General features: G+C 58.7%; 20 protein-coding genes and 1 other RNA gene. 8 read left to right on the top strand and 13 right to left on the bottom strand.

The window, feature by feature from the left end; all coding sequences use genetic code 11:
* Positions 1-47 precede the first annotated feature (47 nt).
* Positions 48-1313, bottom strand: a complete 1266-nt coding sequence (gene chrA, locus I3V23_00170; protein ID QPI85478.1) for a chromate efflux transporter — start codon at positions 1311-1313, stop codon at positions 48-50.
* Between the two features lie 167 nt (positions 1314-1480).
* On the opposite strand from chrA, the gene gatC reads away from it, so the two are divergent.
* The 5 genes from gatC (at position 1481) to rnpB (ending at position 5229) form a co-directional block, all read left to right on the top strand.
* A complete protein-coding gene (gene gatC / locus I3V23_00165) occupies positions 1481-1768 on the top strand; it encodes an Asp-tRNA(Asn)/Glu-tRNA(Gln) amidotransferase subunit GatC (protein ID QPI85477.1) in 288 nt (95 codons plus the stop codon).
* A complete protein-coding gene (gene gatA / locus I3V23_00160; GenBank protein QPI85476.1) occupies positions 1768-3252 on the top strand; it encodes an Asp-tRNA(Asn)/Glu-tRNA(Gln) amidotransferase subunit GatA in 1485 nt (494 codons plus the stop codon). Before gatC ends, gatA begins: the two co-directional genes overlap by 1 nt.
* A 15-nt stretch (positions 3253-3267) precedes the next feature.
* The gene (locus I3V23_00155) at positions 3268-4146 is read left to right on the top strand and encodes a hypothetical protein (GenBank protein ID QPI85475.1); all 879 of its coding nucleotides are present in this window, start codon (positions 3268-3270) and stop codon (positions 4144-4146) included.
* The gene (locus tag I3V23_00150) at positions 4143-4835 is read left to right on the top strand and encodes an N-acetylmuramoyl-L-alanine amidase (GenBank protein ID QPI85474.1); all 693 of its coding nucleotides are present in this window, start codon (positions 4143-4145) and stop codon (positions 4833-4835) included. The genes I3V23_00155 and I3V23_00150 overlap by 4 nt, the downstream gene beginning before the upstream one ends.
* Before the next feature lie 12 nt (positions 4836-4847).
* Positions 4848-5229, top strand: an RNA gene (rnpB, locus tag I3V23_00145) — RNase P RNA component class A.
* Positions 5230-5242: 13 nt separating this feature from the next.
* On the opposite strand, the gene I3V23_00140 is transcribed toward rnpB, so the two are convergent.
* Positions 5243-5677, bottom strand: coding sequence for a nucleoside deaminase (locus I3V23_00140; GenBank protein ID QPI86603.1), 435 nt, complete (start codon positions 5675-5677; stop codon positions 5243-5245).
* Between the two features lie 84 nt (positions 5678-5761).
* Between I3V23_00140 and I3V23_00135 the strand changes: the two genes are divergently transcribed.
* Complete coding sequence (locus I3V23_00135; protein ID QPI85473.1) at positions 5762-6637, top strand: rRNA pseudouridine synthase; 876 nt, start codon at positions 5762-5764, stop codon at positions 6635-6637.
* On the opposite strand, the gene I3V23_00130 is transcribed toward I3V23_00135, so the two are convergent.
* The 3 genes from I3V23_00130 to ftsY are packed head-to-tail and all read right to left on the bottom strand — an operon-like array spanning position 6612 to position 9431.
* A complete protein-coding gene (locus I3V23_00130; protein QPI85472.1) occupies positions 6612-7217 on the bottom strand; it encodes a septation protein IspZ in 606 nt (201 codons plus the stop codon). The genes I3V23_00135 and I3V23_00130 overlap by 26 nt on opposite strands.
* A 15-nt stretch (positions 7218-7232) precedes the next feature.
* Positions 7233-8135 (bottom strand): EamA family transporter, encoded by a 903-nt coding sequence (locus I3V23_00125; protein QPI85471.1) that lies wholly within the window; start codon positions 8133-8135, stop codon positions 7233-7235.
* A gap of 18 nt (positions 8136-8153) precedes the next feature.
* A complete protein-coding gene (gene ftsY / locus I3V23_00120; GenBank protein QPI85470.1) occupies positions 8154-9431 on the bottom strand; it encodes a signal recognition particle-docking protein FtsY in 1278 nt (425 codons plus the stop codon).
* Positions 9432-9572: 141 nt separating this feature from the next.
* Between ftsY and I3V23_00115 the strand changes: the two genes are divergently transcribed.
* Positions 9573-10595 carry an alkane 1-monooxygenase gene (locus I3V23_00115; protein ID QPI85469.1) on the top strand — a complete coding sequence of 341 codons (1023 nt, stop codon included), beginning with the start codon at positions 9573-9575 and terminating at the stop codon, positions 10593-10595.
* 49 nt (positions 10596-10644) lie between these two features.
* Positions 10645-11847 carry a UbiH/UbiF family hydroxylase gene (locus tag I3V23_00110; protein ID QPI86602.1) on the top strand — a complete coding sequence of 401 codons (1203 nt, stop codon included), beginning with the start codon at positions 10645-10647 and terminating at the stop codon, positions 11845-11847.
* On the opposite strand, the gene recN is transcribed toward I3V23_00110, so the two are convergent.
* The 8 genes from recN to murB form a co-directional block, all read right to left on the bottom strand.
* Positions 11844-13502, bottom strand: coding sequence for a DNA repair protein RecN (recN, locus tag I3V23_00105; GenBank protein QPI85468.1), 1659 nt, complete (start codon positions 13500-13502; stop codon positions 11844-11846). The two genes, I3V23_00110 and recN, sit on opposite strands and share 4 nt — an antisense overlap.
* 23 nt (positions 13503-13525) lie before the next feature.
* Positions 13526-14419 (bottom strand): outer membrane protein assembly factor BamD, encoded by an 894-nt coding sequence (locus I3V23_00100; GenBank protein QPI85467.1) that lies wholly within the window; start codon positions 14417-14419, stop codon positions 13526-13528.
* 97 nt (positions 14420-14516) lie between these two features.
* Complete coding sequence (locus I3V23_00095; protein ID QPI86601.1) at positions 14517-15437, bottom strand: UDP-3-O-acyl-N-acetylglucosamine deacetylase; 921 nt, start codon at positions 15435-15437, stop codon at positions 14517-14519.
* A 249-nt stretch (positions 15438-15686) separates the two neighbouring features.
* Positions 15687-17267 carry a cell division protein FtsZ gene (ftsZ, locus tag I3V23_00090; GenBank protein QPI85466.1) on the bottom strand — a complete coding sequence of 527 codons (1581 nt, stop codon included), beginning with the start codon at positions 17265-17267 and terminating at the stop codon, positions 15687-15689.
* A 250-nt stretch (positions 17268-17517) separates the two neighbouring features.
* A complete protein-coding gene (ftsA, locus tag I3V23_00085; GenBank protein QPI86600.1) occupies positions 17518-18852 on the bottom strand; it encodes a cell division protein FtsA in 1335 nt (444 codons plus the stop codon).
* A complete protein-coding gene (locus tag I3V23_00080) occupies positions 18852-19787 on the bottom strand; it encodes a cell division protein FtsQ/DivIB (GenBank protein ID QPI85465.1) in 936 nt (311 codons plus the stop codon). Before I3V23_00080 ends, ftsA begins: the two co-directional genes overlap by 1 nt.
* Positions 19775-20665 carry a D-alanine--D-alanine ligase gene (locus tag I3V23_00075; protein QPI86599.1) on the bottom strand — a complete coding sequence of 297 codons (891 nt, stop codon included), beginning with the start codon at positions 20663-20665 and terminating at the stop codon, positions 19775-19777. Before I3V23_00075 ends, I3V23_00080 begins: the two co-directional genes overlap by 13 nt.
* A gap of 136 nt (positions 20666-20801) precedes the next feature.
* Positions 20802-21722 (bottom strand): UDP-N-acetylmuramate dehydrogenase, encoded by a 921-nt coding sequence (gene murB / locus I3V23_00070; protein ID QPI85464.1) that lies wholly within the window; start codon positions 21720-21722, stop codon positions 20802-20804.
* Between the last annotated feature and the right edge of the window lie 120 nt (positions 21723-21842).

The following is a 21842-nucleotide window of genomic DNA, read 5'->3' as shown; positions in this document are numbered from 1 at the left end:
CGCGAGATAATTCTGTTTGGGCGCTTTTACTGACGGGGCGGCAGGTGTCAACCGAAAAACGGGGAAATAAGCGCGCCCGCCCCCGCCATAATCACAAGAACGCGGATCAGGCCCATCTTCTGCCACAGCAGTAAGATTGCCGCGAGAAGGGTCAAGATCACGGCAGCCAAATCAAGGCTCGCCCAATCAGGCAGCCACAGCCCGTTGTCGCGCGTGACCGTTTCAAACCAGACATGCAGCGCGAACCACACAGACAAATTGGCAATAACCCCAACAACCGCCGCCATAACCCCGTCAAGCGCGGCCTTTAGCTTGGGCCATGCGACCAAGCGATCCACTTGTGGCGCGAATAGGAATATCCACAAGAAGCAGGGTATGAACGTCACCCAAAGGGTCAAAACCGCGGCAGTGACCGCACCTGCCCACCCATAGGTGCCAAACCCTGCAAGGAAGCCAACAAATTGCGTCACCAATATCAGCGGCCCAGGCGTGGTTTCAGCCAAGCCCAAAGCATCCATCATCTGCCCTGTGGTGAGCCATCCAAAATCCCCGACAACTTGCTGCACCATATAGGCCAAGACCGCGTAAGCCCCGCCAAAGGTCACAAGCGCCAGTTTCGAGAAGAAAAGCCCAACCTCCAACAACAGCCCCTCAGGCGCTATCAGGTATAAAAGCCCCAAGGGCGCGGCCCACAACCCGCCCCAGATCGCCAGATGAGCACCGCTGTTGGACGGGCGCCCTTGCGGCAGGTCTGCCGCCGCCGCAATCGGCGTGATCCAACCCAAATAGCCAATCAGCGCCGCCCCTGCGATCACCAAAGGAAAGGGCAGATCAAATACGAACAGTGCCGTAAATGCCAGTCCCGCAATCCACACGGCAACGGCCCCCTTTAAGGCGCGCTTTGACAGGTTCAAAAAGGCTTGGATGACAATCACAATCACCGCTGCCTTGATGCCCAAGAACAGCGCCGCCATAAGCGGCAGCTGACCAAAGCCCACATAAAGCGCGCTTAAGGCCATGATCACCGCAGCACCCGGTAAGACGAAAAGTCCCCCACCGATCAAGCCACCCAAAGTGCCGCGCAAGCGCCACCCTGCATAAGTGGCCAGTTGCATAGCCTCTGGCCCGGGCAAAAGCATGGTGAAGGACAGTGCCGCAAGAAATTGTCGTTCGCTCAACCAATTGCGCTGCTCGACCAACTCACGATGCATCAAGGCGATTTGCGCGGCGGGCCCGCCAAAGGACAAAACCCCAATGCGCGCAAAAACCGCGAAAAGCGCGCTCAGACTGGGGGGGTGTTGATTTTCGCTCATGCTGGCGCACCTATACTACGGATCACGGCTATGGCGTGACACTGTGACAGTCAGATGACGACCCGCCAAGTGTTCGGTTCACCTAACGGGTTTTCTGCGCGTGGCCGCTTGCAGTGCTGCCCCTGCCCCGCTAAACCCGCGCCTGACAGAACAGAAGGGATATTACGATGTCAATTGACACCGACACCGCAGCCCGCGTGGCGAAACTTGCCCGCATCAAGGTTGACCCTGCCGAATTGCCAAGCCTAGCGTCCGAATTCAACGCGATCTTGGGCTTTATTGAGCAACTCTCAGAACTGGATGTCAGCGATGTTGAGCCGATGACATCGGTCACGCCACAGCGCCTTAAGGCGCGTGTAGATGAGGTGACGGATGGCAATCAACAATCCAAGGTTTTGTCGAACGCGCCCGATGCGCGCGAAGGATTTTTTGCCGTGCCAAAGGTGGTTGAGTGATGTCTGATCTGAACAAATTGACCATTGCCGAGGCGCGCGATGCCCTGCGCCGTGGCGAGACCACAGCAGTTGAATTGACCAATGCCTGCCTCAGCGCGATTGAGGGCAGCAGCGCGCTTGGCGCCTTCGTCCATAACACCCCCGATCTTGCGCTTGCCCGCGCCGAGGCCGCAGATCAGCGGATCAAATCGGGCGATGCGCCCGCCCTTTGCGGCATTCCTATTGGGATCAAAGACCTGTTCTGCACCGAAGGGGTCGAGAGCCAAGCCGCGTCAAAAATTCTGTCAGGCTTTCGGCCTGAATATGAATCGACCGTCTCAGCGCAATTGCGCGATGCAGGCGCGGTCATGTTGGGCAAACTTAATATGGATGAGTTTGCCATGGGGTCGTCCAACGAAACCTCTGTTTACGGGCCAGCGGTCAACCCGTGGCGCGCGAACGGCAGCGATCAAAACCTGACACCCGGTGGATCTTCTGGGGGATCGGCTGCCGCGGTTGCGGCTGACCTCTGCCTGGGGGCCACTGGCACGGATACGGGCGGGTCAATCCGCCAACCTGCCGCCTTCACGGGCACAGTAGGTCTGAAACCCACCTATGGGCGCTGCTCGCGCTGGGGGATTGTCGCCTTTGCCTCTAGCCTTGATCAAGCAGGGCCAATGACCAAAACGGTGCGGGACGCCGCAATCATGGGGGCCGCGATGATGGGGCATGACCCCAAAGACAGCACATCCGCCGATCTGCCCGTTCCCGATTTCGAAGCACTTCTGACGGGTGATATTCGGGGCAAAACCATCGGCATCCCGCGCGAATATCGTGTTGATGGGATGCCTGAAGAGATTGAGAAACTTTGGGCCGATGGCGCTGCGATGCTGAAAGATGCAGGTGCAGAACTGCGCGACATCTCGCTGCCGCATACAAAATACGCTCTGCCCGCCTATTACGTGATCGCACCAGCCGAGGCCTCGTCAAACCTTGCGCGCTATGATGGGGTGCGCTTTGGCTATCGCGCGGAACTGTCCCAAGGGGACGGCATTACAGAACTCTACGAGAAAACCCGCGCCGAAGGCTTTGGTGCCGAGGTAAAGCGGCGGATCATGATCGGCACCTATGTGCTATCAGCAGGGTTTTACGATGCCTATTACAACCGCGCGCGCCGTGTGCGCAGCCTGATCAAGCGCGATTTTGACGAGGTATTTGCCGCAGGCGTTGATGCAATCCTGACACCCGCCACACCATCGGCGGCGTTTGAGTTGGGGAAAGAGGTGGCTGACCCTGTTGAGATGTATCTCAACGATGTGTTCACAGTCACCGTGAACCTTGCGGGCCTGCCAGGTGTGGCCCTGCCCACAGGGTTGAGCAGTGCGGGCCTGCCTTTGGGTCTGCAATTGATCGGCCGCCCCTTTGAAGAGGGTGATTTGCTCAACACCGCCTACGCGCTGGAAACTGCGGCGGGATTTGTAGCCAAACCCAATAAATGGTGGTAAGCTTTCTGCATAAATATGCAAAAAGCTTATGAGGCAGTGATGGGGTTTAAGGTCGGGCATTCCGCAAATTTGCGGGACAAGCTGCGCGTGGGGGCATTGCTTGTGGCCGTAGGAATTGGGGGAAGTGGATGCGTCTCTGCCCCCAATGATGTCGCCAAAGGGGTTGGGTTCAACGATTATCAAAGCTATCTCGCCGCCGAGGCTGCACGGCGCGAGGCCTTGCGAACACCGCCACAGGCAATCACCGCGCCGCAAACGGCGCCGATCGTGGCCAATGCTGCCGCACCCGCAGCACCCGTTTTGACGCAAGATCAAATTTTAGCGGCCCGCGCCCGCGCGGCCATTGAGGCCGCCGCGCCACAGGCGGTCTCACAACAAGGCGCGCACGCTATCGCCGCCCCCGCGCCTGCGGCATCCACGCCATCTGTCGCTGTGACAACCATTGCCTCTGCGGCACCCGTATCTGCACCCCCGAGATCTGCAACACCCCGTGGGATTTCTGACGAACAGGATTTCAACGCGGTGTCCGCGCGTGAGACAATTGAATCAGACGCCGAACGGCGCGCACGGATGCAGCAACAATTGGTAGTGGTGGCACCTGAACCCGTGCCTGAGCGCCCCCAAACGGTTGGCCCATCGGTGTTGAATTACGCCTTGGCAACGAGCCATCCGATGGGGCAACGGGTTTATGCCCGTTCCCCCTTGGGTCGGGGGCGACATGCGGAAAACTGTGCGGCCTATCGCGGGGATGATCTCGCGCAAGAAGATTTCTTAGCGCGCGGCGGGCCCAATCGCGACCCAATGGTGCTTGACCCTGATGGGGATGGCTATGCCTGCGGATGGGATCCTGCACCCTATCGCGCGGCGGCCCAAGCCGCGCGTGCGACCCAATGAGCCTGCCCCGCCAAAGCCCGAATTTCGGGCCAAGGCGCGAGGGGGCAACCCCCTCTTTGATCGTGATCCATTATACCGCGATGGAGGATTGCGAGGGGGCAGCGCGCGCGCTCTGCGACCCATCCCGCGAGGTTTCGGCGCATTATCTTATTGGGCGTGATGGCGGATGCCACGCTTTGGTGGATGAGGCGATGCGGGCATGGCATGCGGGCGCGGGGGCTTGGCGCGGGATCGTGGACGTAAATTCCCACTCTATCGGAATTGAATTGGACAATTGCGGATTTAGCCCGTTTTCCGAACCACAAATGGCCTGCCTTGGTGATCTACTGCGCGGGATCATGGCCCGTTGGGATATTCCGCCCGAAGGCGTTATCGGCCATTCTGATCTGGCCGCAGGGCGCAAGATTGACCCAGGCCCACGATTTGATTGGGCACGGCTTGCGCATGAAGGCCTCGCCGTAATGCCAAAGCCCCGCGCGCCTTTGGCGATAGACCCGCAGCGCTTTATGAATGATTGCGCGCAAATTGGGTATCATGTGGAGGATCTCGACCTTATGCGCGACACGCTGCGGCGCAGGTATCGCCCCCATGCTTTGGCAAAAGCCGCGCCGCTTGACGGATGGGATTGCGCGATTGCGGCTGATTTGGCGGCGCGCTTTGGCGTTGACCGCGCGGGCCGCGTCACCTAAAGCGCCTCTTGCGCGGAGGGCTGGATGACTGCGGGCAGCAATGTTCGAGGAAAGTCCGGACTCCAAGAGGCAACGGTGCTAGGTAACGCCTAGGCAGAGCAATCTGACGGAAAGCGCCACAGAAATGAAACTACCCAAGACTTCGGCCTTGGGAAAAGGTGAAACGGTGGGGTAAGAGCCCACCGCGCGCGTGGTGACACGGGCGGCACGGCAAGCCCCACCGGGAGCAATGCCAAATAGGGATCGTTGGAAAGGGCAACCTTTCAGGGCCGCTTCTGCCCCGTGCGATCCGGGTTGGCAGCTAGAGTGATCTGGCAACAGATCGCCCAGAGGAATGGTCATCCATGCCCCGCAAGGGGCAAGACAGAATCCGGCTTATAGGCCCTCCGCGCATATTCTGTCGGCCATCACTCGTCTCGCTTGGCTGCGAAGAACGCGCGCAAGAGTGCGGCTGCCTCATTCTCCATTATGCCAGAATATATCTCAGGCTTCCAATGCGATTGGGGGTGGTCAAAGACACATGGCCCCTGCGCCACGCCGCCCGATTTCGGATCAGAAGCCGCATAATAAAGACGCGACAGGCGTGCTGCGGCAATGGCCCCTGCACAGGCAGGGCAAGGCTCAAGACTGACCCAAATATCGCATCCTGTAAGGCGTTCCTGCCCCAATGCGGCACAAGCGGCACGAATGGCGAGCATCTCGGCATGGGCGGTCGGGTCATGACGCGCGCGCATCTCGTTGCGGGCTTCGGCAATTACCGCGCCATCCTTGATGATCACGGCACCAACAGGCACCTCACCCTGCAAGGCGGCCTGTCGCGCCAGATCAAGCGCGCGGGGCATATGGCTGTGAAATTCGTTCATATTCCCTTCATGCCTCAGTTTCTGCCTCTTTCCAAGCAGAAGCCAAACCCTTAGGGAGGGCACATGAACACAAGCACACCACAGGGCGAGCGGATCGCCAAACGCCTGTCCCGCGCAGGGATTGCCTCGCGCCGCGAGGCAGAGCGGATGATTGCCGAGGGTCGCGTCAGCGTGAATGGCAAAGTCATCGACAGCCCTGCCCTAAATGTGACCGCGCAAGATCGCATCGAGGTGGACAACGCCCCCCTGCCCGAGATCGCCGCCCCGCGCCTGTGGCTCTATCACAAACCTGCGGGGCTGATCACAAGCGCCGCGGATGAAAAGGGGCGCAAGACCGTCTTTGACGCTTTGCCAGATACACTACCACGGGTGATGTCCGTGGGGCGGCTCGACCTGAATTCCGAAGGTCTGCTTTTATTGACGAATGATGGCGGCCTGAAGCGCAAACTTGAATTGCCTTCTACGGGATGGCTTCGCAAATATCGCGTGCGCATTAAGGGAAAACCCAATGACGAGGCCTTTGCCCCTCTGCGCAAGGGCCTGAGCATCGAGGGCGAGACATTTCAACCCATGAGCGTCTCACTGGATCGCCAACAAGGGGCCAATGCATGGCTCACCATTGGCCTGCGCGAGGGAAAGAACCGCGAAATTCGCCGTGCGATGGAGGCGATTGGTTTTGAGGTCAACCGGCTGATCCGCATCTCTTACGGCCCGTTTCGCTTGGGCGAACTCAAAGCGGGCGAGGTTGAAGAGATCAAACCGCGCGTCTTGGCGGATCAACTGGGCCTAGAAGTGCGGGTTGAGGGGCACGCGAAGGCCAAAACTGGCCCCAAAACGGGAAAGCTGCGCAAAGCGCCGCCCAAAAAATCTACGCCCCCCACGCGCGATGGTGGGACGGCCAAACGGGGCGGGTTTAAGCCTCGTCCGAAGGCTCGCTGAAGCGCTCAATCACCTTGGCTTGCGCCATAAAGGCCGCGAACAAAAAGGCGGGCAGCGCGAAGGTTTCAAAGGTTACCCAAAACTGTTCCGAAAAATTGCGCCAGACGATCTCATTGGCAACCGCCATTGCGGCGAAAACGGCTGTCAGACGGCGGGTGATGATCATCCAACCTTCATCCCGCATCTTGAGAAATTCACCCATCAACACCTTGAGCCAGCTTTGCCCGCGCAGAAGGCCAATCCCCAACAAGGCCGCAAACACTGCGTAAACAAGCGTGGTTTTCATCTTGAAAAACCGCTCGTCATTGAACCAGATGGTCAGCCCCCCAAAGAACACGACCATAACCAAGGTGAATATCTGCATGCGTGAGATATGCCCTGTCAGATACCAAAGGGCCGCGATTGCCGCGCCAATCACGGGGATAAACAGCGCGGTCGCCATGATGAAGCCCGAATACTCCACCCCCGCAATGGTGAAGGTCTGCTCTTTGATCCACAGATACAGAACGAAAAACCCCAAAACAGGCCCAAGCTCTAGCGTGGTTTTCAACCATGGCGCGATGGGTTTTCCGTTTTGCATGGGTCTGTTCCTTTTCTAGCCTGCTGCCTCAACTATCACCGCGCCCGCTGCAATCAACCCCATAAGGGCCAAACGCCGCGGGCCAACGGTTTCCTTGAGGAAAATCCAACCAATCAGCGCGGCAAACACGGTGGATGTCTCGCGCAGCACAGCAGCCTCGCCCACATGATCAAGGCGCGTGGCCAACATGACCGACCCAAAAGACCCGAATGCCACCAAGGCCCCGATGACCCCACGCAAAGCCAGCCCTGAGAGCGCGGGCGGGTTTGCCATACGCCGCCACGCGACATAGGCAAAACCAGGCATGGCAAAGCCATCAATAAAGAAAAACCATGCCAGAAAGGTAAAAGGGTCGGCGGTGGCGCGAATGCCATAGGCATCATAATTGGTGTAAAGCGCCACGAATAACCCTGTCAGCACTGCAAATCCCAAGGCGGGGATCAGCGTTTCGCGGTCAATCGTCACCGTGGCGATATTATAGGCAGCAAGCCCATAAAGCCCCGTGATCAAAACGCCCACCCCAATCCATTGGCCAAGGGTAAAGACCTCGCCAAACAAGATGCCCGCCCCGATCACAGTAAAGAGCGGGCCTGTGCCCCGCATCACGGGATAAACCACCGTATAGGCGCCACGCCGATAGGCCGACAGCACCGCCCATTTATAGCCTGCATGGATGATGAACATGCCCGCAAAAATCGGCCACATATGCGGCTCGGGCCATGGCACGATGAACAGGGCAACAGGCCCTGCCAAAACCACCATCGCCGCATCAATCGCACCGCGTGACAACAGGGGGTCATGCCGCCCCTTTTGCAACGCGCCGAAAATCGCATGCAGCAGCGCTGCGCATAAGGCTAAGATCAGGGCCAATTGTTCGCCCGCAGCCGTGCCCTCAAGGGCGATGATCAGATCCCCCAAGGGCGACCCTCCACCCTGTTACGCATTGCTCTCCAACCCCATAAGCGCGTTTGCAAATTCTTCGGGATCAAAGGGGGCGAGGTCGTCAATCTGCTCGCCCAAACCAATGGCGTGAATGGGCAGGCCAAATTTATCGGCCAATGCCACAAGGATACCGCCCTTGGCCGTGCCATCAAGCTTGGTCATGATCAGGCCGCTGACATCCGATATCTTACGGAATTCTTCGACCTGTCTGAGCGCGTTTTGGCCCGTGGTCGCATCAAGAACCAACAGCGTGTTATGCGGCGCATCAGGGTCTTTTTTGCGGATCACCCGCACGATTTTGGCCAATTCTTCCATCAAATCCGCGCGGTTCTGTAACCGCCCCGCCGTATCAATAAGCAGCAAATCGGCCCCATCGGCTTCGGCCCGCGCCATTGCATCAAAGGCCAAGGCTGCGGGATCGCCCCCCGTTTCGGCACGCAGCACAGGCACGCCAGCGCGATTGCCCCAAATCTCCAATTGCTCAACCGCTGCCGCACGAAATGTATCGCAGGCGGCAATGACAACGGATTTCCCCGCAGCTTTGAATTGACTGGCCAATTTACCGATGGTTGTGGTCTTGCCAGACCCGTTCACACCAACCACCAACACCACCTGCGGCCGTTTGGGGTAAATCGGCATCGGCTTGGCCACAGCTCCCATAACTCGGGCCACATCGCGGGCAAGCGCCGCTTTGATCTCGGCCACGCTCATGCGGCGGCCAAAATGTTCGGAGGCCAGATTTGACGAAAGCGCAAGGGCGGTTTCCACCCCCAAATCTGCGCTGATGAGGATTTCTTCCAATTCCTCGATCATCTCATCATCAATCACGCGCTTAGCAACGGGCGCAGCGCCTCCACCCACCAAGCGGCGCAACAGGCTTGGCTTCGCTGCAGGCGCGGGTTCGGGCGCAGGTTCGGGCGCAGGTTTAGGTGGTTTCGCCGCCTCCGCCTGCGCGCTCTCAGTCGCGGGGCGGGCGACTGGTTGCGGCTGCGGTTCTTCCACCGCGGCAGGTTCTGCAGCATCCTCAGGGGCACCCTCAGGGTCTTGGCTTTGCTCTAGCTCTGGCTCGGCTTGTGGTTCAGGTTCTAGCGCAGGTTCTGGCTCTGGTGCCTGCTGCCCCTCACTTATGCGCTCGGCTGCTTCGGCAGTTTCTTCGACTATCTCAGGGGCCATATCATCAGTGGCGCCTTCGGCCACCAAAGCCTCTAACCCTTCGTCAATCTTGGACGAAGACTTAAAGAGCCGCTCTTTCATTTTCTTGAAAAATGACATTCGCTCAAAAACCGCCTTTTACCTTACGTCCCTTCCCCTAATACGCCGCGCGGGGCATTGCAAAGGCTTTGCACTGATTGGCCCCTGCGGGTAAGTTTTCAGCACTTGATTTGGCCAGATCACAGACGGGGTTTTGCGGGAATGAAACTTCCGCCCATTGTTCTATTCGCAGGCGCAACATTGTTGCCTTTTGGGCTATTGTGGCTTGAGGTTTTCGCACGAGGCCCATTTGGGCTGTTTGCGCTGATTGTGCTGACGGTGGTGGCGGGTCTGGTTGACCATCTCAGTCCGCAGCTCTCCCGCCCAAGCGGCGTATCTGCGCGCCCCAACCGACATGGGGCACTGGCCCTGCAATGGATTTTGGGGATCGGTCATATTGGTCTTATCCTTGCCCTGCCTTTTGTGGTGCAACGGGGGGGACTTGCCTCCCTGATCTTCACCTTTGCGCTGGCATCATTTGCAGGACAGATCACGCACCCCAATGCGCATGAATTGATCCACCACCCCAGCCGTGCCGCGCGGCGCTTGGGGCATAGCCTTTATGCAAGCCTTGGGATGGGGCATCACGCCTCGGCCCATTTGTTGATCCATCACCCCCATGTTGCAACCGCGCGCGACCCAAATAGCCCCGCGCTTGGGGTTGGGTTTTGGGCTTATCTTACGCGGGCATGGTGGGGCTCCTTTCACGGGGCGCTTGCCCGCGAGACTGCGCGCCGTGGCGGTGTCACATGGGCGCATCCCTATCCGTGGCATATCGCGCTTACGGCGCTGTTCCTGATCTATGCCTTCGCCGCGGGGGGTGGTTTGGCTTTGACCGCATTTCTGTTGGTGGCCGCCCTCTTCCATATCCAAGTGATGTTATCCGATTACATCCAACATTACGGGCTGCGCCGCGCCATTGACGCAGATGGCCGCCCCGCGCCGCAATCTGCGCAAGACAGCTGGAACGCACCGCGCCCCTTTAGCACCAACATGCTCTTGGCCGCGCCGCTGCATTCAGACCACCACCTCAATCCGACCCGCAGCTATGTGGAACTAAGCTGTGCTCCAGATCACCCGCGCCTGCCCTACAGCCTTCCTGTCATGGCCGCCTTGGCAACGGTGCCGCCGCTGTGGCGGCGGGTGATGGATCCGCGGGCGGCACGATGGGCCGCGCGAAAATGACGCTTGGACGCGCGGCAGGGTGCGGCCTATTTAAGAGATCATGAGCGATATGATCGACACAGATATTCTGATTTCGGGTGGCGGCATTGCAGGGCTGATTGCCGCCTCTGCCTTTGGTGCGGCAGGTTTTTCCGTTCTTTGCGTAGACCCAAGCGCGCCGATTACCACCCGCGATGCAGAAGGCTCCGATCTGCGCAGCACCGCGTTTTTACAGCCCTCGCGCGACTTTCTCGATCAGGCGGGGCTGTGGCGGCATTTTGCACCGCATGCAATGCCCTTGCAGATCATGCGCATCGTGGACGCAGGCGGGGTCGAGGCCGTGGCGCGCAGCGCGCATGATTTCAACGCAAGCGATATCTCGGATTTGCCATTTGGGTGGAACCTGCCCAATTGGCTGTTGCGCCGTGAAGGTTTGGCTCGGATTTCTGAATTGGATCATGTCACCTTTCGGGCGGGCGTTGGCACGAAATCCTTACTCACCCGCAGCGCAGAGGCGCGCGTCACCCTCACCGATGGCACCCGTGTGCGGGCCCGTTTGGTGATTGCGGCAGACGGGCGCAATTCCCCCATGCGCAAGGCGGCGGGCATCCCAGTGACGACCTTGCGCTATGGTCAAAAGGCCTTAGCCTTTGCTGTCAGCCATGACCACCCGCATGATAATATCTCGACCGAGGTGCATCGCTCGGGCGGGCCATTTACCCTTGTGCCGTTGCCAGATTACGAAGGCAAACCCTCCTCCGCCGTGGTTTGGATGGAACGCGGGCCAGAGGCAGAACGCCTCTATGCCCTCCCCCAACCCGCGTTTGAGGATGAAATGCGCACGCGCTCTGCCGAGCTTTATGGGCCCTTGCGTCTGATTTCACAGCGCACGATCTGGCCGATCATTTCGCAAGTGGCGCATCGCCTGACAGGCGAGCGTCTCGCCTTGGTGGCCGAGGCCGCGCATGTGGTTCCCCCGATTGGCGCGCAGGGCCTCAACATGAGCCTTGCCGATATGGCGACCCTGCTTGATCTGGCCAAGGCCGCGCCTGACCGATTGGGTGAGACTGCCATGTTGCAAAAATATGAACGCGCACGCCATGCCGAGATTGCCGCCCGCGTGGCAGGGGTGGATGCGCTCAATCGCGCCTCGATGGCCGATGATCAAGGCTTGCGCGATTTGCGGATGAAGGCGCTGAACAGTTTTTACTCGGTGAAACCTGTGCGCCAAATCTTGATGCGCGCGGGGCTTGGCGCGCGGGCAGCGCGCTAAAGCTGAGCCTGGAACACCAAGGCACGCGCCGCCTCGCGCGCGGCGTCTGTAATGACATCCCCAGAAATCATGCGCGCAATCTCATCGACACGGGCATCGGCATCAAGCGGCGTCACGGTGCTGAGTGTGGTCTCATTTTCAACCGCTTTTGAGACGCGCCAATGATGCGCGCCAAGGGCCGCAACCTGCGGGCTGTGGGTCACAACCAAGACCTGCCCCCCTTGCGCCAACGCGGCCAAACGGCGCCCTACGGCATCGGCGGTCGCCCCCCCAACACCGCGGTCGATTTCATCAAAAATCATCGTTATATCAGATTCTTGCCGCGTGAGGCACACCTTTAACGCTAAGAGGAACCGTGACAATTCTCCGCCCGAGGCGATCTTGTTCAAGGGCCCTGCAGGCGCGCCAGGATTGGTGGCCACAGTGAAGGTCACGGCATCAATCCCCTCTGGCCCTGCGGGGGCATCAGTGAGCGCGGTGGTGAAGACCGCGCGTTCCATTTTCAACGGGGCCAATTCCCCCGCCATCGCCGCATCAAGGGTGCGCGCCGCTGCCTCACGTTTGCTGCGCAAGGCGGTGGCTGCCGCGTGATAAGCCTGATCTGCGGCGGCTTCGGCGGCGGCAAGAGCAGCCAAATGCGCATCCCCTCCTTCAATCGCGCTCAGGCGGGTTTGCAAATCCTGCCACATCTCTGGCAAGGCATCACATAGAACGCCGTGTTTGCGGGCCAAAGCGCGCAAAGCAAAAAGGCGATCTTCGGTTTCTTCCAAATCCTGCGGATTGAAAATCAAACGATCTGCAAAATCGCCCACAACGCGTTGCGCTTCGCCCAATTCGAGATTGGCGCGCTCTAGGGCGGCCAGTGCCTCGTCCAAGGCGCCATCGCTACGATCCGACAACCCAGCCACAAGGCGCAGCGCATCGCCAATCTGCCCCTCAGCCCCCTGATCCGACAAAATGGCGACAAGCCGCGCCACATCTTCCCGCAACCGCTCGGCCCCTTGCATAAGGCGGCGCTTGGCATCAAGCGCATCTTCCTCACCCGCTGCGGGGGCAAGGGATTCGAACTCGGCCACAGCGTGGCGCAGGAAATCTTCCTCAGCGCGAATTTTTTCGAGATCGTCTAGCGCCGCTTTATGGGCAGATGCGGCCTTGCTGCGCGCCCGCCACAGCGCGCTCAACGCGGCCAAATCATCGCTATGGCCGCCAAACTCATCGAGCAGCGCACGATGTCCGCGCGGGTCAAGCAGACCGCGATCATCATGCTGGCCGTGCAATTCGACCAAAACATCCGACAGGGCGCGCAGAACATCACCACTTGCCCGGCGATCATTCACCCATGCGGTCTTGCGCCCGTCTTGGGTGTTGATACGGCGCAAGATCAATTCAGGGCCAGAGGGGAGACCCGCCTCCGCCAAAATTGCCTGAACAGGGTGATCCATGGGCAGATCAAATACGGCGGATACCTCGCCCTGTTCTGCACCTTGGCGCACTAAATCGGCACGGCCCCGCCAGCCCAAGACAAAGCCAAGCGCGTCAAGAAGAATGGATTTCCCCGCGCCCGTTTCCCCCGTCAAAACATTCAACCCCGCCTGAAACTCAAGGCTGAGATGATCAATCAACAGAAGATCGCGAATTTCGAGATGCCGCAGCATCGGCCATGCCCCCGTTCAGTGACCTAGAGCCACGCCCCACGGATCGTGTTGTTCCAAATGCCGCGCAACCAACCCTCACCTTGCGGTTCAGGCTCGAGGCCCTGCCCCTGCAATTGACGATAAGCATCTTCGTAGAAGGGCGAAGATTGGAAGTTATAGCCCAATATCGCGCCCGCAGTTTGCGCCTCATCCGTCAGACCCAAAGAAAGATAGGCCTCAACCAAGCGCATCAGCGCCTCAGGCGTGTGCGAGGTTGTTTGGAACTCTTCGACAACGACACGAAAGCGGTTGATTGCCGCCATGTAATGTTGGCGCTCAAGATAGTAGCGGCCAATTTCCATTTCTTTTGCTGCCAAATGATCAAAAGCCAAATCGAATTTCAAAGCGGCGGAATTGGCGAATTCGCTATCAGGGTAAAGTTCGATCACCGCGCGCAGGGCTTGCAGGGCTTGAAAAGTCAAACCTTGGTCGCGGCCCACCTGTTCAATCTGATCATAATAGCTCAACGCCAAAAGATATTGCGCATAGGCGGCATCATCATCGGCAGGATAAAATTCGATAAAGCGCTGTGCGGCAACCCGCGCCTCTTCGTATTGGCGCGCCTCATGATGGCTGAAGGCGGCCATGATCAACCCGCGCTTGGCCCATTCCGAATAGGGATGCAGGCGTTCAACCTCTAGGAACAAAGGCGCGGCTGCCTCTGGATCATCGTTATTTTCAAGCTCAAACTCGGCCCGGTTGTAAATTTCTTCGGCGGTCAGGGCCTCAAGGGGCTGTTCCACCACACGCGGCCCAAAGAGACCACGGCGCGGCTCACCATCGGCGCGCGGGCCACAGGCCGTCACCCCAAGCGACAGGATCAGCAGACCAAGCCCAAGCTTTCGTGAAAATCCATGCGCGCGTGACGTGTCGTTCATCTATCTACCCTGTAGAAATCCGCCCAACCCCAAATCTTGGGTATCTTATTCCTAGGGTGTTAGCACATTAATCGGAAGGGCAAAACGTCAGATTGCCTCAAGCAACATGCGCCAAATCATGTTGGCCAACCCCCATGCCAGGCAAATGGGCGGCTGTCTGGGCGTCACATTGCACCAAACGCATCGCATCAGGCATGGCAAATAGCGCGCGCAGCAGGCGATTGGTCAACATATGGCCTGCACGCACGCCTTCGTAATGGCCAAGGATCGGATTGCCTGCCAAGGCCAAATCACCAAGAGCATCAAGCATTTTGTGGCGCACAGCCTCATCCGCATGACGAAAACCACCGGGGGACAGCACATCATCACCATCCACAACCACAGCGTTGTCATAGGATCCACCAAGGGCCAGACCCGCATTCCACATCGCCTCAACATCGGATTGGCGACAGAATGTGCGGCTGTCACAGAGTTCGCGCACGAAACGCCCATTGGCCAAATCCGCGTGGCGATGCTGCACCCCAATCGCAGGATCAGGGAAATCAATCGAAAAGGCCATTGTCAGATGCGAGGCAGGCGAAAGCGATGCTTCGCTATCGCCATCACGCACAGTCACTTTCTTCAGGATTTCAATCGCATAGATGGGGCGATCTTGCGGCGCGATACCCGCAGCAAGAAGGCCGCGCACAAATTCAACCGCCGAGCCATCCAAAATGGGCACTTCCTCGGCATCAATATCGACACGCGCATTGTGGATACCACAGCCCGCCAATGCCGCCATCAAATGTTCAATGGTCGAAACGGAAACCCCATCAGCGTTGGAAATCTTTGTGCAAAGGCGGCTTTCTGGAACCGCATCATAGCGCGCGGGGATCAGCGGATCCGCATCGCGCACATCCACCCGATTGAACCAAATGCCGCTATCGGCCACGCTTGGATGGATGGTCAAGGTAACAGGCTTTCCCCCATGAAGGCCTACACCTTTGAAACTTGCAGATTTTTTCAGCGTTGCTTGCACAGCAAACCTTTCTGTCGTCATGTGCCCACAATCGTGGGCGCCCCCAATACAGCCACCCCATCTGACTGCAAGCCTGTGATACAAACTGAGCGGGGGCGAGACAATTCAACCTTTGTGACTCTCTGCAACAATGCAAAAACGCATCGGCAGAATCTTGCCAAAGACCACAGGATACTCATCTAATCCTTTGATTAAAAACGAAAAAGGCCGACACAAAATCGGCCTTTTCGCTGTCATATTTTCGAAAATTTAATTCGCTTGGCGGCGCAGGAATGCAGGAACTTCGATGCGCTCCTGCTCTGGGTCGACTGCGTCATCCTCCATCATCGGCTGATGCTGCGCGCTGAGGTCAGGGCGGCTGCGATTCACGGGGGCGTCTGTGTTGCTTTGACCCGTCATCCGCTCAAGCAGCGAATTAATCCCAAAGGCACGGCGGGGCGCGGCGGGTTTCTCCGTCAATGCGGGGCGCGGCGCAGTTGGGCGTGCTGTCGTTGCATTATGCGTTGCGATTGCATTTTTCAGACGATCCAAGGCCTGCGGGCTTGGCGTGCCTGCTGCAGGACGCATCGGGGCGGTAAAGCTGGCCGCTTCAGGCTCGTAAACAGGCTCAGGGTCAGCCGCGACAGGGGCGGGGCTGCTCATCGCGCTGTCATACACAGGCGCGGGAACCTCGTTGTGATCCACCTCCATCATCGGGGCGGGCTCAGAGGTAACTTCACGCTCAAGATCATCGAACAAGAACGGCTCAGGCGATTGATCTTCTGCGACTTCTTCGGCAGGTGCAGGCTGTTCTTCAACAACTTCTGCAACAGGCTGAGGCGCGGCTGTGTAGCTGCGCTCTGGCTGGTACATCTGCATTTCAGAAACATCGATACCTGTTGCCACAACAGACACACGCATCCGACCTTCCATCGAGGTATCAAGGGTCGAGCCCACGATGATATTCGCGTCAGGGTCAACCTCTTCACGAATGCGGTTTGCGGCCTCGTCCAATTCAAACAAGGTCAGATCATAGCCGCCTGTGATATTGATCAAGACGCCTTTTGCACCTTTGAGGCTGATTTCATCCAAGAGCGGGTTGGCGATGGCCTTTTCAGCGGCCTGAATGGCGCGTGTTTCGCCTTCGGCTTCGCCTGTGCCCATCATGGCCTTGCCCATCTCGTTCATGACGGCGCGCACATCCGCGAAGTCAAGGTTGATCAGGCCCGGACGCACCATCAGATCCGTCACACCTTTGACGCCCTGATAGAGGACATCATCCGCCATCGCGAAGGCTTCGGTGAAGGTGGTTTTCTCATTGGCCAAACGGAACAGGTTTTGGTTCGGAATGATGATCAGCGTATCAACAACCTTTTGCAGTTGCTCAATGCCCTCTTCGGCTTGGCGCATCCGCTTGGCGCCTTCGAATTGGAAGGGCTTTGTCACCACACCCACTGTCAAAACGCCCAGTTCACGCGCCGCTTGCGCGATGATTGGCGCCGCACCCGTGCCTGTGCCACCGCCCATGCCCGCGGTGATGAAGCACATATGTGAGCCTGCCAATTGATCCACGATCTCTTCGATGGATTCTTCTGCCGCGCTTGCCCCAACAGAAGGGCGCGCCCCTGCCCCAAGACCCTCGGTCACGCGCGCGCCGATCTGGATGCGCTGCGGCGCTTTGGATTGCTGCAAGGCTTGGGCATCGGTATTCGCGACAACAAATTCGCAGCCATCAAGGGCCTGCTCAATCATGTTGTTCACGGCATTGCCGCCTGCGCCACCCACACCGAAAACGGTGATCCGTGGTTTTAGCTCTGTCCCTGTGTCGGGCATGGAAAGGTTCAAGGTCATCTACTCGGTCCACCTGTTTTGTCGTCCCTGATCTGATCTTGCGCCAGATATCTTGGGGTTTGACTGCCTCGTGTTTCTTTTGGATCACAGTAACGATAAATCTGCGCCGCGTCATCAGAAAATTGCAAATTTACCACAAAATAGAGTGGCTTATCTGTGACATTCGGCGTGATCTTGCCGACACCCCCCGCATTCTGTGGTGCGAGGGGGCAATTTCGCTAGGGTTTGACGCGGCAAGCGGGGCGGTATCTCACCAATTGTCGCGGAACCAACGCACCGCGCGCTTCAGCGAGCGGGCAGGATAGCTTTCGGCAGGAATGTCGAAATCCCACCATTCATCTTGCGGATAAGCCGCAAACAGCGACAGACCAACCGATGTTGAAAACGCGGGGCCACAGGCCGATTGCGGCAAACCTTGCACCCGCATCGGGCGACCAAGCCGCACCTGATTGCCCAAAATGCGTGAGGCCAAACCATCAAGACCCGGCACCTGACTGCCCCCCCCTGTCAAAACAATACGCTGACTGGGCAGATGATCAAACCCTGCGGCATCAAGGCGGGCGCGCACCTCTTCAAGGATTTCCTCAACGCGCGGGCGCATCACGCCGATCAGTTCCGCACGGCTGACATGACGGCGGTCGTAATTCCAATCGCCTGTATTGCCCTGCAATTCGATCATTTCGCGATCATCCATGCCCGTGGCAACAAGCCCCCCAAAGCGGGTCTTGATCCGCTCGGCATGGGTCATGGGGATTTGCAACGCCTGCGAAATATCCGAGGTGACATGATCCCCGCCCATGCGCACGGTATCGGCATAGATCATATGCTTTTTCATGAAAATAGACAGGCCCGTGGCACCGCCGCCCATATCCACACAAGCCGCGCCCAATTCTTGTTCATCCTCGACAAGACTCGACACCCCCGCCACATAGGGCGAAGAGGCCAGACCTGCGAGTTCCAAATCACAGCGTTTCACGCAGTAGAGCAGCGCCTCAATGGCATTGGCCTCGACCGACAGAAGATGCATATCCACCGCCAGACGTTCGCCAACCTGACCACGGGGGTCGGATAGGCCTGTGCGATGATCCAATGAGAAATTGACAGGCTGCGCGTGCAAAACCTCGCGTCCTTCGCCCAAATCAGGCAAATCACAACTGGCCAAAGCGCGGGCCACATCATCATCTTGCACAGTCTTGTCTTGAACAATCGTCTCGCCCGCCATGCCATAGGAGCGCGGACGCGCCCCTGCAAAAGCCACCATGACGTGATCCACGCGGGTATGGGCCATTTTTTGCGCGGTCTGGACAGCGGTGCGAATGGCACGTTCGGTTTCTTGAACCGTGTCGATCTCGCCAAAACGCACACCGCGCGAGCGCGTTGTGCCCATGCCAATCACCCGAAAGGCAGACTGCCCCGCAAGGGCAGCTTGGCGATCTGTGGAATAGGCCATGCCCGTCTCATCAAACCGCAACACGAGGCAGGAGATTTTATAACTGCCCACATCCAAAACCGCCATGACACCGCGCTTGAGCGCCTCTTGGCGTTTGGCGCGCATTGCGCGCTGCATATGATACAGATTGTTCATCATCCTTGCCGTTCTCCACTCACCACCAACTGACCACGCAACATGTCGAAATTATCTTTGGCCTCTGCGCTGAGGCGTAATGTGGGCCGATCTGGCCTGCGCATATCTATACTGAGGATATCGCGGCTCAGGATATCCTGCGCCTGATCCAAGGCGATCACACGATCTAAGACAAAACTGGCATTTTCCTCGGGCAGCATAATCTTGCGCCCATCAGAAAGGATGACATCCCAGCGCCGCTCGCCCACACGCACGAAACCGCGCAACTGATCGGCCAAAGGGGCCGCGATACGCACAAGGTTCAAGGCCTCGCGCGCGGCAAGATCAGCCCCTTCCCCGCCGATCAACGGCAAGGCCTGCGAAATGGGTCGGCTGATCAAATCATCGATGACCACGCCATCGCCATCAATCAACAAGAACGCCTCGCGCGTTTGCCAGATCAATTCAGGCAGCCGCTCCTCAATGTCCAATTGCAAGACCCCATCTGCCGCGATGCGCAGTTGGGCGTTGCGCACTGCGGGCATGTCTTCGATCTGCGCCTTGATCTGGGGCAAATCGAGATCGAAGGAGGAGAGCGGGAAATCAAGCGACAAACGCCCGCGAATTTCATCGGCCAAAGCGGGACTTGCTCCATTCACTGACAACAGCGTCACCCGAAATTCTGGGCGCGCCTCAATGGTGCGGCGCAGATCTTCCACCTGCGCGGTCAGCTGATCCATATTGCGCGGGTTCGACAGATAGGCGGCGCTGCCCCCAACGATTATGATCAATGGCAGACCATAGCGCATAAAGACGCGAAAGACGGGCGTCAGCCAAAGGCGCTGAAAACGATAGGCCATCACCGATGGGGCGGGGTCGCGCTTTTGGCGCGGGCTTAAGGCGCTTGCGCCATGTTGCGGTGCGCTTGGGCGCTGCGCGGGGCCTAGCGGTCGCATGAGGCATCCTCCACCATCCAACGACACAGAGCGCCGAAACTGATCCCTGCGGCCTGCGCCTGTTCGGGCGCCAGTGAGGTTGGGGTCATGCCGGGTTGCGTATTGACCTCAAGCATCACCAAACCAGCCAAGCCGCGCGTATGGTCCCACCGGAAATCGCTGCGCGAGACCCCCCGCAGACCCAGCGCGCGATGCGCGGCAATCGCCATATCAAGGCAGGCTTGCGTAATCTCAGCGGGAATATCGGCAGGGATCACATGACGCGACCCGCCGGGCTTGTATTTGGCATCGTAATCATACCACCCTGTCGTGATGATCTCGGTCACGCCAAGGGCGCGATCCCCCATCACTGTGGTGGTCAATTCACGACCAGGCGCATAGGTTTCCACCATCACCTGATCTGGCATCTCAGGGCCAAGCACGGGGGGGGTATCGGCCCCGTCCATCACCAGATACACCCCGACAGAACTGCCCTCGTTATTGGGCTTTACCACATAGGGCGGCGGCATCACATGGGCGCGCGCGACATCGTCCCGCGCCACGATCTGGCTGTCCATCACGGGCAGGTTTGCGGCGCGCAACACATCTTTGGTGCGCTGTTTATCCATGGCAAGCGCAGAGGCCAAAACACCCGAATGGGTGTAGGGCAGACGCATCCATTCCAACATGCCTTGCACCACCCCATCTTCGCCAAAGCGGCCATGAAGCGCGTTGAACACAACATCAGGAGAAATGTCAGACAGACGCATAGCCAAATCGGGGCCTGCATCGACCTCGATCACCTCATAGCCTTCGCCCGCCAGTGCCTTGGCACATTCGCGCCCCGATGAAAGGGACACCTCGCGCTCTGCCGAGGGGCCACCCATCAATAACGCAATACGGGGGGATGCTTTTGCAGCAGAACCGCCCAAATCTTGCCTCTTGCCTCAATCGGCCTTCAGGGTCTTTGCGCCCCTTGGCCACCGCGTTGCCCGCATCCATGCGGCGGGCTGTTATTGGCGCGCTTTTGATCCGTTACGGATCACCCACACGCATAATTTCCCATTCTAGCTGCAATCCGCTGTTTTGGAAAACCTTTTTTCGCACATATTCGCCCAAATCTTCCAATTCTTTGGCGGTGGCCCCGCCTGCATTGGTCAGGAAGTTGGGATGTTTCTCATTCATCACCGCGCCGCCCAGACGATACCCGCGCAGACCTGCATCTTCGATCAGCTTCCACGCTTTCATCTCGTGGCTGTCATCGGCGCGCCCAGTCGAGGAAAACCCCGCAGGGTTGCGAAAGGTCGAACCTGCGGTGCGGTCTTTGGTCGGCTGGCTGGCATCGCGGCGCGCCAGTTGGTCGTCCATCTTGGCGGCAAGATCATCGGGTTTGGCGCGCGGCGCGGTGAACCGCGCCTCGATCAAGATCAGATCAGGGTCAAGCCCCGTCTGGCGATAGGCGAATTGGAAGTCATCAGGGGCAAGCGTAACCACCCTGCCCGCCCGCGTCACGGCGCGCGCTGTGGTCAAATGATCCGCCACATAGGCCCCATAGCAGCCCGCATTCATGCGGCAAGCCCCGCCGATGGTGCCAGGAATGGTGCGCAGAAAGGTCAGGTCTAACCCCGCCTCGCCCGCGCGCCGCGCGACATGGGCATCAAGCGCCGCCGCCCCCGCAATGACCTGATCCCCTTCGATGCGAATATCGTTAAACCCGCGCCCCAAACGGATCACCACACCGCGCATCCCGCCATCGCGGATGATGAGGTTCGAGCCCACCCCAATGGGAAAAACAGGAATGGCAGGGTCAAGCGCAGCAAGGAAGGATTGCAGATCGTCAAGATCCGCAGGCTGAAACAGATACTCCGCAGGCCCACCCACGCGCAGCCAAGTCAGATCCGCCAAAGGGCGATCTGGGGTCAAAGTGCCGCGCGGGATTGGAAGGCGGTGGGTCATATCGGGGGAAGTAGCGGTTGCGATTCCCCCGCGCAAGGGTTTTGGCAGAGAGGTAGGAGTTTGGCCCCCCTTTAAGGTTTTGTCGCGCACAGCCCGAGGAGTGGGCCATCCCGCACCCCC

The sequence above is a fragment of the Rhodobacterales bacterium HKCCA1288 genome (genome assembly GCA_015693905.1).
Taxonomy (GTDB): domain Bacteria; phylum Pseudomonadota; class Alphaproteobacteria; order Rhodobacterales; family Rhodobacteraceae; genus M30B80.
This window is presented reverse-complemented; position numbering and strand designations above follow the sequence as displayed.